The organism is Georgenia sp. G2120, assembly GCF_055326485.1.
Genome location: NZ_JBUZNL010000015.1, coordinates 1 through 14,006 on the forward strand (window position 1 = coordinate 1; position 14,006 = coordinate 14,006).

Annotated in this window: 11 protein-coding genes, 1 rRNA gene and 1 pseudogene; 1 reads left to right on the plus strand and 12 read right to left on the minus strand. The window is 69.3% G+C overall.

The genetic code is table 11. The features are described 5' to 3' along the window. Window positions 1–32: 32 nt before the first annotated feature. The 11 genes from ACZLMO_RS14175 to ACZLMO_RS14225 all read right to left on the minus strand — a co-directional run bounded on the left by ACZLMO_RS14175 (window position 33) and on the right by ACZLMO_RS14225 (window position 11,091). Window positions 33–1,553 (minus strand): 16S ribosomal RNA (locus ACZLMO_RS14175). A gap of 725 nt (window positions 1,554–2,278) precedes the next feature. Beyond that, complete coding sequence (gene tyrS, locus ACZLMO_RS14180) at window positions 2,279–3,547, minus strand: tyrosine--tRNA ligase (protein ID WP_463654100.1); 1,269 nt, start codon at window positions 3,545–3,547, stop codon at window positions 2,279–2,281. A 13-nt stretch (window positions 3,548–3,560) separates the two neighbouring features. After that, window positions 3,561–4,970 (minus strand): MFS transporter, encoded by a 1,410-nt coding sequence (locus ACZLMO_RS14185; protein WP_463654101.1) that lies wholly within the window; start codon window positions 4,968–4,970, stop codon window positions 3,561–3,563. Beyond that, a complete protein-coding gene (locus tag ACZLMO_RS14190) occupies window positions 4,957–5,808 on the minus strand; it encodes a siderophore-interacting protein (protein WP_463654102.1) in 852 nt (283 codons plus the stop codon). The genes ACZLMO_RS14185 and ACZLMO_RS14190 overlap by 14 nt, the downstream gene beginning before the upstream one ends. Before the next feature lie 180 nt (window positions 5,809–5,988). After that, on the minus strand, window positions 5,989–6,645 hold the full coding sequence (locus ACZLMO_RS14195) for a hypothetical protein (protein ID WP_463654103.1): 657 nt from the start codon (window positions 6,643–6,645) through the stop codon (window positions 5,989–5,991). A gap of 127 nt (window positions 6,646–6,772) precedes the next feature. Continuing rightward, entirely contained in the window at window positions 6,773–7,345 is a 573-nt protein-coding gene (locus tag ACZLMO_RS14200) for a DNA-3-methyladenine glycosylase (protein WP_463654104.1), read from the minus strand. A 53-nt stretch (window positions 7,346–7,398) separates the two neighbouring features. Continuing rightward, window positions 7,399–8,859, minus strand: a complete 1,461-nt coding sequence (gene argH, locus ACZLMO_RS14205) for an argininosuccinate lyase (protein WP_463654105.1) — start codon at window positions 8,857–8,859, stop codon at window positions 7,399–7,401. Window positions 8,860–9,226: 367 nt separating this feature from the next. After that, window positions 9,227–9,352: a hypothetical protein gene (locus ACZLMO_RS14210; RefSeq protein WP_463654106.1), complete on the minus strand. Its 126-nt coding sequence runs from the start codon at window positions 9,350–9,352 to the stop codon at window positions 9,227–9,229. Window positions 9,353–9,469: 117 nt separating this feature from the next. Next, complete coding sequence (locus ACZLMO_RS14215; RefSeq protein ID WP_463654107.1) at window positions 9,470–9,898, minus strand: hypothetical protein; 429 nt, start codon at window positions 9,896–9,898, stop codon at window positions 9,470–9,472. Window positions 9,899–10,062: 164 nt separating this feature from the next. Next, the gene (locus tag ACZLMO_RS14220) at window positions 10,063–10,440 is read right to left on the minus strand and encodes a hypothetical protein (RefSeq protein ID WP_463654108.1); all 378 of its coding nucleotides are present in this window, start codon (window positions 10,438–10,440) and stop codon (window positions 10,063–10,065) included. Window positions 10,441–10,575: 135 nt separating this feature from the next. Next, a complete protein-coding gene (locus tag ACZLMO_RS14225) occupies window positions 10,576–11,091 on the minus strand; it encodes a DnaJ family domain-containing protein (protein WP_463654109.1) in 516 nt (171 codons plus the stop codon). Between the two features lie 233 nt (window positions 11,092–11,324). Between ACZLMO_RS14225 and ACZLMO_RS14230 the strand changes: the two genes are divergently transcribed. Continuing rightward, window positions 11,325–12,656: an arginine deiminase gene (locus ACZLMO_RS14230; protein ID WP_463654110.1), complete on the plus strand. Its 1,332-nt coding sequence runs from the start codon at window positions 11,325–11,327 to the stop codon at window positions 12,654–12,656. Window positions 12,657–12,826: 170 nt separating this feature from the next. Here ACZLMO_RS14230 and ACZLMO_RS14235 read toward each other — a convergent pair. After that, window positions 12,827–13,985, minus strand: a pseudogene (locus tag ACZLMO_RS14235) (IS3 family transposase); the annotation flags it as partial. Window positions 13,986–14,006: the final 21 nt, after the last annotated feature.

Below are 14,006 nucleotides of genomic sequence, written 5' to 3' on the forward strand. Positions count from 1 at the left end.
ACTGGGGTTTGTGGGTGCCAGATGCTCCTTAGAAAGGAGGTGATCCAGCCGCACCTTCCGGTACGGCTACCTTGTTACGACTTCGTCCCAATCGCCAGTCCCACCTTCGACAGCTCCCTCCACAAGGGTTGGGCCACCGGCTTCGGGTGTTACCGACTTTCGTGACGTGACGGGCGGTGTGTACAAGGCCCGGGAACGTATTCACCGCAGCGTTGCTGATCTGCGATTACTAGCGACTCCGACTTCATGGGGTCGAGTTGCAGACCCCAATCCGAACTGAGACCGGCTTTCTGGGATTCGCTCCACCTCGCGGTATCGCAGCCCTTTGTACCGGCCATTGTAGCATGCTTGAAGCCCAAGACATAAGGGGCATGATGATTTGACGTCATCCCCACCTTCCTCCGAGTTGACCCCGGCAGTCTCCCATGAGTCCCCACCATGACGTGCTGGCAACACAGGACAAGGGTTGCGCTCGTTGCGGGACTTAACCCAACATCTCACGACACGAGCTGACGACAACCATGCACCACCTGTATACCAGCCTTACGGGGCACCTATCTCTAGATGTTTCCGGTATATGTCAAGCCTTGGTAAGGTTCTTCGCGTTGCATCGAATTAATCAGCATGCTCCGCCGCTTGTGCGGGCCCCCGTCAATTCCTTTGAGTTTTAGCCTTGCGACCGTACTCCCCAGGCGGGGCACTTAGTGCGTTAGCTACGGCGCGGACCCCGTGGAAACAGGCCCCACACCTAGTGCCCAACGTTTACGGCATGGACTACCAGGGTATCTAATCCTGTTCGCTACCCATGCTTTCGCTCCTCAGCGTCAGTAATGGCCCAGAGACCCGCCTTCGCCACCGGTGTTCCTCCTGATATCTGCGCATTTTACCGCTACACCAGGAATTCCAGTCTCCCCTACCACACTCTAGTCTGCCCGTACCCACTGCAGGCGCGGGGTTGAGCCCCGCGTTTTCACAGCAGACGCGACAAACCGCCTACGAGCTCTTTACGCCCAATAATTCCGGACAACGCTTGCGCCCTACGTATTACCGCGGCTGCTGGCACGTAGTTAGCCGGCGCTTCTTCTGCAGGTACCGTCACTTTCGCTTCTTCCCTGCTGAAAGAGGTTTACAACCCGAAGGCCGTCATCCCTCACGCGGCGTCGCTGCATCAGGCTTTCGCCCATTGTGCAATATTCCCCACTGCTGCCTCCCGTAGGAGTCTGGGCCGTGTCTCAGTCCCAGTGTGGCCGGTCACCCTCTCAGGCCGGCTACCCGTCGACGCCTTGGTAGGCCATTACCCCACCAACAAGCTGATAGGCCGCGAGCCCATCCCTCACCGATAAATCTTTCCACCCCCACCCATGCGAGCAGGAGTCATATCCGGTATTAGCCCCGATTTCCCGAGGTTATCCCGAAGTGAAGGGCAGGTTGCTCACGTGTTACTCACCCGTTCGCCACTGATCCACCCAGCAAGCTGAGCTTCACCGTTCGACTTGCATGTGTTAAGCACGCCGCCAGCGTTCGTCCTGAGCCAGGATCAAACTCTCCGTAAAAGTATCGCACCCACGCCAACCACACAGGCCGGACACGGGCGACTATCCATACGAAGACCAACCCAACCCCCACAACGAGAGCCAGGCGATCCCAACCAACCCCACCAACCCCAAGGAAAAGGAGCCAGCAGAGCCAAAAAAACAAACAAAAACATGAGAACACCACCCACCCGGCCCACCAGACGGCAGACCAGACACGATGACGCCCCCACATACATGGCATCAAAAACAATCACGCACTGTTGAGTTCTCAAACAACCCACCCACAACACACCAACCCAGAACCTTCAGTCCCAAGCCAGCCGCATCAGGGCAACTTGACTATCTTAACCACAAGTTCATCCGGCCGTTCACCACTTTCGCGGTTTGTGACCCGACTTACTTCCGGTCCATCCTCCGGAGCGTCAGCTGTACCGACATTCCCTGTGGATGTCCGCCTTGGCCCGGCGGATCTGGGGGCTGCTGCCCCGTTCGATCCGGTGCCCGGTCCGTGCGGCGAGAAGAAACATTACGCGGGCAGGATCGCGGCGGTCAAGCCAGATCAGGCCCTTTGGAGGTGACCTGCCACACCGGCCGGTGAGCGGCCGCACGGGGCTCACGGCGCGTCGCTGGTTGCGCCGCGACGGGCCGTATGACGTGTGGCCTGGGACCCTTCCGGCCAGGTGCGACAAGGGCCCCACCCGACCACAGCCGGGTCGGACGGGGCCCTGTCGGAGGAAGCCGGATCAGTCCCCCTGGGTCTCCACGATCGCCATCGACTTCTTGCCCTTGCGCAGCACCACCACGCCGCCGGCCAGGAGGTCGTCGGCGGTGAGGAGCCGTTCGTCGTCGTCGATCTTGTGGCCGTTGATCGATGCGCCACCGGAGGCGATGGTGCGCCGCGCGGCCCCGCGTCCGGCCTCCAGGCCGGTGGCGACGAGCAGGTCGATCACGCTGGACTCCCCCACCACGCCCCGCGCGCGGGGCAGCTCGGCGGTGGCGTCGCGCAGGGTGTCGGCGTCGAGCTCGCGCAGGTCGCCCTTGCCGAACACGGCGGCCGAGGCCGCCTGCACCCGCGCCGTCGCCTCGGGCCCGTGGACGAGCGTGGTGACGTCCTCGGCGAGCACCTTCTGGCCGACGCGCGCGAAGGGCCGCTCCGCCACCTCGGCCTCGAGCGCCTCGATCTCCTCACGCGTGCGGAAGGTGAAGATCTTGAGGAAGCGGATGACGTCGTCGTCGGCGGTGTTGAGCCAGAACTGGTAGAAGGCGTACGGGCTCATCATGTCCGGGGCCAGCCACACGGCGCCGCCCTCGGTCTTGCCGAACTTCGTGCCGTCGGCCTTGGTGATGAGCGGCGTCGTAAGGACGTGGACCGGGGCGCCCTCGACCTTGCGGATGAGGTCGAGGCCGGAGACGAGGTTGCCCCATTGGTCGTTGCCGCCGGTCTGCAGCGTGACGCCGTGGCGGCGGTAGAGCTCGAGGAAGTCCATGCCCTGGAGGAGCTGGTAGCTGAACTCGGTGTAGCTCAGCCCCTCGCTCGAGGCCAGGCGCGTGGCGACGGTGTCCTTCGCGAGCATGGCGGACATGCGGAAGTGCTGGCCGACGTCGCGCAGGAGCTCGATCGCCGTCAGCCCCGCGGTCCACTCCATGTTGTTGACGACGGTCGCAGCGTTGTCCCCCTCGAACGAGAGGAAGCGCGAGACCTGCTCGCGCAGCCGCTCGGTCCACTCGGCCACCGTCTCGGCGGTGTTGAGCTTGCGCTCGCCGCTCATCCGGGGGTCGCCGATCATGCCCGTCGCGCCGCCGACGAGCGCGATCGGGTGGTGCCCGGCGTTCTGCAGGTGGCGCAGGAGCAGGAGCTGGACGAGGTGGCCGTGGTGGAGGGAGGGCGCCGTCGGGTCGAAGCCGCAGTAGTAGGAGACCGGTCCGTCGGCGAGGGCCGCGCGCAGCGCGTCCAGGTCGGTGTGCTGGGCGATGAGGCCCCGCCACTGCAGCTCGTCGAGGACGTCGGTCACGACGCGGACTCCTTCATGTCTGTTCGGCGCGCCTCAACGGCGCGGGAAGCCGGTCACGGCTGCCGCGGTCCATCGTGCCACCAGGGCGGGGGCGGTCCGCGGTCAGTCCGGCGTCGGCGTTGAGGTGCTCGGTGCGGAAGCGACGCTGGTGGTGGGCGAGCAGGACGAGGCCGGCCACGTGGGCGGCGCCGGAGACGAGCAGGACCGGGCCGTAGCCGAAGGTCTCGGCGAGCATGAGCGCGAGCGCCCCGCCCGCGAAGGAGACGAGCATGGCGAACGAGCTGACGGCGGTGAAGTCGGTGCCGGGCGACTCCGCGCGGGCGTAGTCCATGTTGATCGTCCAGATGATCGTCGAGCCCACGGCGTAGGCCGCGAAGAACACCGCGACGACGGCGACGACGTACGGCAGCGGCGCCCACCCGTAGGCCACGGGCAGGAACCCGGCGAGGCCGATGGCGGTCAGTCCCCCGACGACGACGAGACTCCGCTGCCGCCCCATCCGGCGCAGGAGGGGGCCGATGCCCATGCTGACGAGGCCGGCGACGATCCCGCCGAACATCGTCAGCACGGCGGCGACGCGCCCGACGGACCAGCCGGCGTCGATGAGTGCGGGGTTGAGCAGGCCGTACGCGGCGGTGAGCCCGCCCCAGGTGACGGGGACGGCGGCGAGGACCCAGAGCTTCGCGCCGGGCTGGCGCAGGAGGGTCCAGGTGGCCGAGAACGGCACCGGGCGGTCGGGGCGCGGGTGCACGGGCTCGCGCAGTCGCACGACGGCGAGGGTCGGCAGCAGCGTGCACGCCGCGAGGGTGAGGAGGGCGACCTGCCAGCCGGCCACCTCGTAGAGCAGGGCGGTGAGACCGCCGCCGAGGATGTTGCCGACGAAGCTGCCGGAGACCTGGATGCCGTTGACGACCTCGCGCTCGCCGGGGCGGACGAGGCGGACGGCGAGCGCGTCGACGGCGATGTCCTGGGTGGCGCTGGCGAGCACGTAGATGGCCGTGAGCGCGACGAAGAGGGAGTACTGCTCGCCGATGTCGGTGAGGAAGGACATCGCCGCGAGCACCGCCGCGCACGCGGGCTGCAGGACGAGGAGCCACGTGCGGTAGTGGCCGCCGCTCCACGTGGGCCCGATGCGGTCGATGAGCGGCGCCCAGAGGAACTTGATCGCCCACAGCATGCCGAGCGAGGTGAGTACGGCGAGGGAGTCGAGCGAGGCGCCCATCTCCCGCAGGATCGAGGCTGTCCCGTAGAAGAGGAAGCCGATCCCGAGGTACTGGGAGACGTACAGGGCGAGCAGGAGCGGGTACCGCGGGACGCGGAGGTCGTGGACGGTGCCGGTGCCTGACGTGCTGGTCGCTCCGGGGGCGGAGGTCACGGGGTCGGAGGTCACGGGGTCGGAGGTCACGGGGTCAGAGGCGCGCACGGCCCACCTTCCAGTAGCCCGTGAACATGATCGAGCGGCGGTCCATGCCGCGCTCCTTGACGAGGTGCCGGCGCCCGCCAGCGGCCGCTGCGGCCTCGGCACACACCCAGCCGTAGTCGGCGCCGTCGAGGTCGGCGCCCGGGAGGGCGGCGAGCAGGGCGGTGCCGGGGGCGTCGTCGCCGCGGACGACGATGGTGATCTCGTCGGCGTCGACCTCGTCGGTCACGAGGTCCATCGAGGGCACCTCGAGGATCGCGGTGAAGCGGCGGTCGGGGTCGTCGCGGTGCACGTCGAGGATGGCGAGCATCGCGGGCAGGGCGGTCTCGTCGGCGAGGAGGACGTGGTGGCCGGTCGTCGGGGCGCTGCCGTAGGGCGCGGTCTGCACGCGCACGCCCACCTCGTCACCCGCGGCGACGCGCTCGATCCAGCGTGAGCCGGGGCCGTCGTGGCCGGTGGCGACGACGTCGACGTCGATCGTTCCCGAGCCGGGCTCCTGCGCGCGGATCGTGTACCAGCGCAGCTCGGGGCGCTCGGCCTCGGGGATCTTGCCCAGCGGGCCGCGCGGCATGAGCGCCGGGGCGGGCAGCCGCAGGGGCTTGCCGACGGGCGGCATGTAGACGCCGATATACTCGTCCGGGCCCAGGCGCTCGACGGTCGCGAGCTCCGGCGCCGCGATCCGCACGCGCCGGAAGGACGGCGTGAGGTCGACAACCTCCGTGACCGTGGCGGGGAACTCCGGGTAGAAGTCGCGCGAGGGCGAGATCGACATCGTGCGCGAGTAGACGGCGCCGACCGCCGAGAGGGCCGTGCGCTGGAGCACGGGGTACCGCTGGTTCATGAGGTCTCCTTGAGTGAGGCGAGCCTTACCTAACTCGAAGGATGCAGGTTGGGGCAAGTCCGTCCTTGTGCTCGTTGCCGATGGGCGGCTCTCGCGCGGCCCCTGCGGCGTCAGTCCGCCGAGCTCTCGCGCGGCCCCTGCGGGGTCAGTCCGCCGAGATCTCGCGCAGCGCGTGCGGGGTCAGTCCGCCGAGCTCTCGGTCTGCAGGCCGAACCGCTCGTTCGCCGCCCGGAGGAGCTCCACCAGCTCCCCCCGGTCGATCGCCAGCGGCTGGTCGATCGTCACCCGCTCGCCACGGATCTCGCGCGTCAGGGCCGTGCGGACCACCGGACGTCGGCCGATCCCGAACGCCGGACGCGCGATGACCGACGGGTAGCTCGGAGACTCCAGCTGCTTGCCGAACCGGACCGTGGTCACCAGCACGACGTTGCGCCAGGGGACCCGGTGCACGTCCTGCTTGTCGCCGTCGACCCACCGGAAGAGGGTGAAATCCTCCGGCGTGAGCTCGAGGAGATAGTTGTGCCGCAACCTGCGGGCGTGGACGACGGGGAACACCACGCCGAACACGACGACGAACACCAGTGCGGACATCGCGACGGTGCCTTCTGCTCCCATCAGCAGGACGACGAGGCCGAGCAGCCCGAGGAGCACGCACCCCACGATGCGAACGATGTACGCGCGGTCCCGGCCACGCGGGATCTCCAGCCACCCCTTCGTGGCGATGTAGTCGAGGCGAAGGGCGTTCCGTTCCGCCTTCGACGCGCCGGGAGGGAAGGTCGGCTCGGTCGCTCCGTCCGTGCCGGAGCTCCGCTGTCGCCCGCTCGGTGAGCTCGTCACTTCTGCCTCCCGTGCGTCACGGATCCACCGTACGTCGAGCGCTGCTGGTACCGGCCGTCCCCGGACGCACGATGGGCGGCAGGCGCCCTGAACCGCACTCTCGACACGTCGGCGATGGGCGCTCCGGTCAGCGGGAGCGCGGCTTGCCGGGGCGGTACGCGGAGACGCCCACGCCGCCGGGGACCCAGAATCGCCAGGGGTATTTCTCGCCGTCGCCGCCCTCGCCCGAGACGCCCACGCGCGGGCCGGTCCGGTACTCCGCACGCTCGTCGGCGAGCTCGAGCCATAGTCGCCCCGACGGCTGAAGCGGCGCTCCCGAGTCCTCGAGGCTGAGGCCGAGGGCCTGTCCGAGGTTCCCCGGTCCGCGGGCGAGGCCGGCATCGGTCCTGGCCCCGCGGCGTCGGGCGCGTGCGAGGTCGTGGCCCCGCACCACCTCTCCCCCGCGCAGCAGCGCACCCGTGGCGCGGCCGTCCTCGCCGCAGACGAGGTTGAGGCACGTGTGCATGCCGTACGTGAAGTAGACGTACACGTGTCCGGCGGGGCCGAACATCGGGGCGGTGCGCGCCGTCGGGATGCCGGAGCGGGCGTGGGAACCGGGGTCGTCCGGCCCGAGGTAGGCCTCGACCTCGGTCAGCCGGACGGCCACCTCCCCCTCGTCCGAGCGCACGACGACGACGCTCCCCAGCAGCTCCGGCGCCACCTCCGTCGCGGGCCGGGCAAGGAACGCGCGAACCGTGTCGAGCGTGGGCTCGCTCAGGAGTCGTCCTCGTCCGCGGTCTCCCCCACCAGGGCCGCGCGCAGCTGGTGGCTCAGCTCGCCGGCCCGGGCGAGCTGCTCGAGCACGCGCACGGGAGCCGTGCCGCCGTGGCCGTCGCGCGCGGCGACCGACCCTTCGGCGGACAGCACCTCGCGGACCTCGGGGGTCAGGTGCTCCGAGACGCCGGCGAGCTCGTCGTCGGTGAGGTCCCACAGCTCCTTGTTCTGGGCCTCCGCCACGCGCACGCACCCCCCGGCGATCTCGTGCGCCTCGCGGAACGGGACGCGCCGGCGCACGAGCCACTCGGCGATGTCGGTGGCCAGCGAGAACCCCTGGGGGGCGAGCTCGGCCATCCGGTCGGTGTGGAAGGTGAGGGTGGCGATCTGGCCGGCGACGGCGGGCAGGAGCACGGACAGGGTGTCGACGGCGTCGAACACCGGCTCCTTGTCCTCCTGCAGGTCGCGGTCGTAGGCGAGCGGCAGGCCCTTGAGCGTGACGAGCAGCGCGGTGAGGTTGCCGATGAGGCGGCCGGACTTGCCGCGGGTCAGCTCGGCGACGTCGGGGTTCTTCTTCTGCGGCATGATGCTCGACCCGGTGGAGTAGGAGTCGTCGAGGGTGACGAAGCCGAACTCCTTGGTGGCCCACGTGATGATCTCCTCTGAGATCCGGGAGAGGTCCACGCCGATCATCGCGGTCACCCAGGAGAACTCGGCGACGACGTCGCGGGCCGCGGTGGCGTCCAGCGTGTTCTCCTCGGCGCCCATGAAGCCGAGCTCGGCGGCCACGGCGTGCGGGTCGAGGCCGAGGGTGTTGCCGGCGAGCGCCCCGGCGCCGTAGGGCGAGAGCGCGGCGCGGACGTCCCAGTCGAGGAGCCGCTCGACGTCCCGCATGAGCGGCCACGCGTGCGCGAGCAGGTGGTGGGCGAGCAGGATCGGCTGGGCGTGCTGCATGTGCGTGCGCCCCGGCATGATCGCGTCCGGGTGGGCGGCGGCCTGGTCGATCAGCGCGTCGACGACGTCGAGCAGGAGGGACCCGATGTGCCGGGACTCCTCGCGCAGGTAGCGGCGCACGAGCGTGGCGATCTGGTCGTTGCGCGAGCGCCCGGCGCGCAGGCGGCCGCCGAGCTCGGTGCCGGCCCGCTCGATGAGGCCGCGCTCGAGTGCGGTGTGCACGTCCTCGTCATCGGTGTGGGGGGCAAAGGCACCGGAGACGACGTCGGCCTCGAGCTGGTCGAGGGCGTCGATCATGCCGGTGAGCTCGTCGCTCGTCAGCAGGTCCGCCGCCGCGAGGGCGCGGGCGTGGGCGCGGGAGCCCGCGATGTCGTGCCGCGCGAGGCGCCAGTCGAAGTGTGTGGAGCGGGAGAGCTCGGTGAGCGCGTCGGCGGGGCCGCCGGCGAAGCGGCCGCCCCACAGGCGCAGCTCGGCGGACTCGGACGACGACGGGGAGGCTTCGGTCATGGGGTCCATCGTGCCGCGTCGCGGGCGATGGGACGAACGGCGCCCACCGCACGACTCAGCGCGTCTGCCCCACCTGCGATCGTCGATAGGCCCGGATCAGGTTGTCCCGACGGCGCTCCTGCACCGGCCTGGGCTCCCGTCGCTCGAGGGCAGCCCGACAATCGCTGTCCTCGCGGATGCTCTGAATGTTCGCCCTCTGCCGGGTCAGCGCCTGCGCCTCGCGTGCCGAGGTGAATCTGTCGCTCATCGCCACTCGCCTCCGTGGGTGTCTGAATAGGAATCACACGCGCGTCAGAGCCCTGAAACCATGTACCCGTCGGCTCCGACGCTTCGGAGCGTAGTCACCAGGTTCGCGTCGAACGGAACCTCACAGGTCGGTCGTCAGCACTCGAAGGCCGAGCCGGTGAGGTTCGAACTCGACGTCGGCGCCTTCGTCCGAGCTCAGGAGATCGACGATCGACGGCGGACGCTCCTGGGCAGCGTCGGCCTGCACCGACCGAGCCTGGGGTCGCTCGACCGGGCTCCCGGCTGGCGAGGAGGCGGCATCGGTCATGGGGGTCCATAGTGCCGCGTCGCGGGCGGTACGACGAACGGCGCCCGGCGGCGCAACTCAGTGGCCGAAGTGCTCCCGCTGGGCCCGGTCGAAACTGAGCTTCGCCGTCAGGTCGATGTTCCGCGCGGCGAGGAAGAGGCCGGCGAACTGGATGATCTGTCCGATCCCCACGACGATCGTGCCGATGGAGACGAGCGGGCTTACCGAGACCGTGCCGTACAGACCGGTTTCGTTCTGGCTCGAACCGATGACGAGAAGGAATACGCCAACCACGGTAATGAGGAACCCGACGAGGATCGGGGTTGCACTCGTCTGGGGCGTGCCGAAAAAGCCTGGTCCGCCCGACTGAGCCGGAGGACCGAACTGCGGAGTCGGCGCCCGGCCGGCCTCATCCGCGGACCAGGAAGGCCCCGGTCCGTGCTGCCCCAGAATCGGCTGATCGTTGGTGGGGATGACGTGGCTCGGGGCGTGGTCGGGGGTGCTCATGTCTGCTCCAGGGGGAAGGGACTCGCTGGGTGGGCGGGAAAAGTGGACGGGTCCTGTCCGACGACAATCGGACCCTCGCGCCCATCCTCGCCGAATTCACTGACATCCCATCGAGTGACGAGGTGTGACGTCGACCAAGCGACGAAGGCGGGGCGCTCAGCCCGTCAGGACTTCGGGTCCTCCTTGAGAGCCTCGGAGAGCTCCGCGACGAACGCACGGGACTCGGCCTCGGTCGATCCGTGGGTGCGGCGGTGGTGCGCGGCGGCGTCGTCGAGCCAGCCCATCTGGACGAGCTGGATGAGGCGGGCGTCCTCCGGGGCGACGGACGGGTCGATCGAGCTCTTCGCCTTGGGCGCGAAGGTCACACTGATCGGGGCTCGCTCACCGTCTTCCTCGGGCGGCAGGAGTGGGGTGAGTTTCTCGAGGGTGCGGGCCAGCCGGTCCACCTCCGCGCTGAGGTCACCAACGCGCGTCTCGAGCCGGTACATGCGGTCGAACAGCTCGCGCAGGTCCTGCCGTTGACCCCAGTCCGTGAAACTCATGACCCGACCGTAGCGGCGCGCATACCGTCCGCGGCCGGGCAGGCACGGGGAGGTCTCCACGCTCCAGACGGGGTCTCCCGCCGGGGTGTTGCGCTGACAGCGGTCCGTCACCAGACGCCGGTCACCAGGCGCGCATCACCGTCGCCACCACCAACGACGACGACGCCTCCGCCCCGAAGGAGCACCCGGCTCCGATGCCACACCCTCCTCCGACCTCGACCCCGGTGTCCGGTCCTCAGCGCCTGCCGGGTCCTCCCGTGCAGCCCGCCACCCGCGGACGATCTCCTCGACGTCGGCCCGACCGACCGGTAGCACGGGCCCGGTCGGCATCCGGATCCACTCCACGACGCGGAGGTTGAGCTCGGAGACGCGCTCGCGCACGAGCTCCTCGGACGGCAGCGTCCGCACGGTCTCCGGCAGCTCGGCGAGCTCCTTCCGCAGGACGAGCACCGGCGGAAGCAGGGCGTCGCTGGGGAGGTTCTCGTCGCGGAGCTTGCGGCGGATCCACCAGTCCTCGTCGCGGGAGTCGATGTCCCGCAGCGGCTTGCCGGCGCCGGGCAGGTTGTCGAACTCGCCGCGCTCCTGCGCCTCACGGATCAGCTGGTCCACCCAGCTGCCCGTCGGCATCTCGGGCGGCTTGCGCTGCGTCATACCCGTCAGTGTCTCCGAGCGAATGCCGCGCCGGCATCCCCATTCCGACGGACAGCTCCCGCACGCCGGGAACCGTCATCGATCCAGCCACTTACTATCAGTTTGGACGTAACTGATAGTAGGGAGACGCTGGGGAATCAGTACCCGCACGCGCCGACGACGTCCACGACGCGTACGCAGATTCCGCCCGCTGCGACTGAGCCGCGCCCTCCGATGCGGCAGACTCCCCTGCCATGGACGACGCCGTGCCCGACACCCCGCCCGTGCCTTTCGTCGGCTCCGAGGTCGGACCGCTGAGAGAGATGATCGTCCACCGCCCGGGCGCGGAGCTCGAGCGCCTCACGCCGGCCACGATGGACGAGCTCCTGTGGGACGACCTGCTGTGGGTCTCCCGCGCCCAGGACGAGCACGACGCTTTCGTCGCCGTGCTCGAGGACGCAGGCGTTCTTGTCCACCAGCTCCCCGACCTGCTGACGCAGACCCTCGCGGTGCCGGAGGCGCGCGCCCACGTCCTCGACGCCACCTTTACGCGCGAACACCTCGGCCCGTCCCTAGCCCCCGCGCTGCTCGCGCACGCGGACTCCCTCGACGACGCCGAGCTCGCCGCTGTGCTCGTCGCCGGCCTCACGGGCCGCGAGGTCGCCGACCGGCTCGGCGGCGTCGACACCCTCCCGCTGCACGTGCGCGGGCCGGAGGCGCTCATCCTCGGACCGTTGCCCAACCACCTGTTCACGAGGGACGCGTCGTGCTGGGTCTACGACGGCGTCGCCGTCAACTCGATGCGGTACGCAGCTCGGGTGCGCGAATCTGTGCACTACGAGGCGATCTACCGCTGGCACCCGAGGTTCGCGGGGCTGCGCCTGGGCGGGACCGCCGACGAGACTGGACCCGGCCCCGGCGAGGTGGGCTCCGACGGCGAGGCGGGGCGGCCGGCAGGGCGCGGCTTCCACCGATGGGCGGCCGGCCCGGCAGAGGGGGCGGCGAACGTCGAGGGCGGAGACGTCCTCGTGGTCGGCGGCGGTGCGGTGGTCGTCGGGATGAGCGAACGCACGACGCCGCAGGGGGTCGAGCACCTGGCCGCCCGCATGTTCGCGGCCGGGTCTGCGGACCGCGTGCTCGCGCTCGCGATGCCGAGCCAGCGCGAGCTCATGCACCTCGACACCGCGATGACGATGGTCGACGAGCGCACGTTCCTGCTCTACGGTGGCCTCGGCGACCTGCCCAGCTTCACCCTCACTCCCGACGGTACCGGCGGTGTCGTCGTCACCGACCACGCCCCGGAGCGCATGCGGGCCGTGCTCGCCGAGATCGTCGGCCGCGACGACCTGCGGTTCCTCACGCCAGACCTCGACGCGCGCACCGCGGCACGCGAGCAATGGGACGACGGCTGCAACGCCCTCGCCCTCGCCCCCGGCGTCGCCGTCACCTACGACCGCGCGCCCGCCTCGAACGCGCACCTCAGGGCCAACGGCATCGAGGTCATCGAGGTGCCCGGTGGTGAGCTGGGGCGAGGGCGCGGTGGGCCGAGGTGCATGAGCTGCCCGGTGCGGAGGGCGGTCGCATAGTCGACTGGGCCTTCGAGGCACCTCCCGCACGGTGGCATGGTGGGAGCTGCCCGCCTCACAACGACTCAACGCCGCGCGACGCGCATCCTCCGCGGGGGTTCGCGAACACCAATACAGTTACGCTCATAGAAGGCGGGGTCTGCTGCACGAGTAGGTGACAGTGGTTCTCGGGCCACGAGTGCGATCTGAGTGGTCATGATGGTCTCGTACTCGATGGGGGTCAGACGACCGAGCCGGTCCTGGCGACGACGGCGGTGGTAGGTGCGTTCGATCCAGGTCACGATCGCGATCCGTAGCTCGGCCCGGGTCGCCCAGCGTCGTCGGTCCAGCACGTTCTTCTGCAGGAGCGAGAAGAAGGACTCCATCGCGGCGTTGTCTCCTGCGGAGGCGACCTGACCCATCGATCCGAGCAGGTCGTGGCGCCGCAGCTCGGCAAGAAATCGCCGAGCCCTGAATTGCGATCCGCGGTCCGAATGCACGACGCAGCCAGCGACGTCACTACCGCGGCGGGTGACCGCAGAGGACAGGGCATCGACCGCGAGGCGGGCCTTCATGCGGTCGCTGATCGAGTACCCCACGATCCGGCCCTAGTGACATCCTTGACCGCGCAGAGATAGAGCTCGCCCTCGCCAGTGGGGTGCTCAGTGATGTCGGTCAGCCACAGCTCGTTCGGCCTGGTGGCGGTGAAGTCGCGCCCTGCGAGATCGTCATGGGCCAGCGGACCGGGCCGCTTCCCGTTCGCACCTCGCTTCTTGCCGAACACGCTCCACCACCGGTTGTCCCGACACGTCCGCCAGGTCGTGCGGTCACAGGCGACGTGGCCTGCTTCGCGGGCCTCGTCGCCCAGGAGCCGGTAGCCGAACTCAGGGTCGTCGCGGTGAGCATCGACCAGGGCGTTGGCGAGGTAGGCCTGCTTAAGGTCGCGGGCACTGACCGGGGCAGCGATCCACCGGTGGTAGGGCTGGCGAGCGAGCCCCTGGACCCGGCACGTCAACGCCACGGGAATCCCGTCACCGGCGAGCTCTTTCACGAGCGGGTACATCATTTTCCCGGCAGATTGGCCTGGGACAGGTAGGCCGCAGCGCGGCGCAGGACCTCGTTCTCCTGCTCCAACAGCCGGACACGCTTCTTGGCCTCGCGTAGCTCAGCTGACTCGCTCCTGGTCACGCCGGGACTATTCCCGTCTTCGACATCGGCGGCCTGCAGCCAGTTGCGCAGGCATGACTCGCTGATCCCGAAGTCTTTCGCGATGTCCTTGATCGGAGCGTCTCCGCGGCGGGCCACGGCCACGACATCGGCGCGGAACTCCTTGGGATGATGTCTAGGCACGATCGACACCCTTCCAGCAGC

Excerpts from the sequence above, each read along its gene's own strand:
- ACZLMO_RS14230 (WP_463654110.1), top strand. The coding sequence starts at position 11,325 with ATGGACGACGCCGTGCCCGACACCCCGCCCGTGCCTTTCGTCGGCTCC.
- ACZLMO_RS14190 (WP_463654102.1), bottom strand. The coding sequence starts at position 5,808 with ATGAACCAGCGGTACCCCGTGCTCCAGCGCACGGCCCTCTCGGCGGTC.
- argH (WP_463654105.1), bottom strand. The coding sequence starts at position 8,859 with ATGACCGAAGCCTCCCCGTCGTCGTCCGAGTCCGCCGAGCTGCGCCTG.
- ACZLMO_RS14215 (WP_463654107.1), bottom strand. The coding sequence starts at position 9,898 with ATGAGCACCCCCGACCACGCCCCGAGCCACGTCATCCCCACCAACGAT.
- ACZLMO_RS14220 (WP_463654108.1), bottom strand. The coding sequence starts at position 10,440 with ATGAGTTTCACGGACTGGGGTCAACGGCAGGACCTGCGCGAGCTGTTC.
- ACZLMO_RS14225 (WP_463654109.1), bottom strand. The coding sequence starts at position 11,091 with ATGACGCAGCGCAAGCCGCCCGAGATGCCGACGGGCAGCTGGGTGGAC.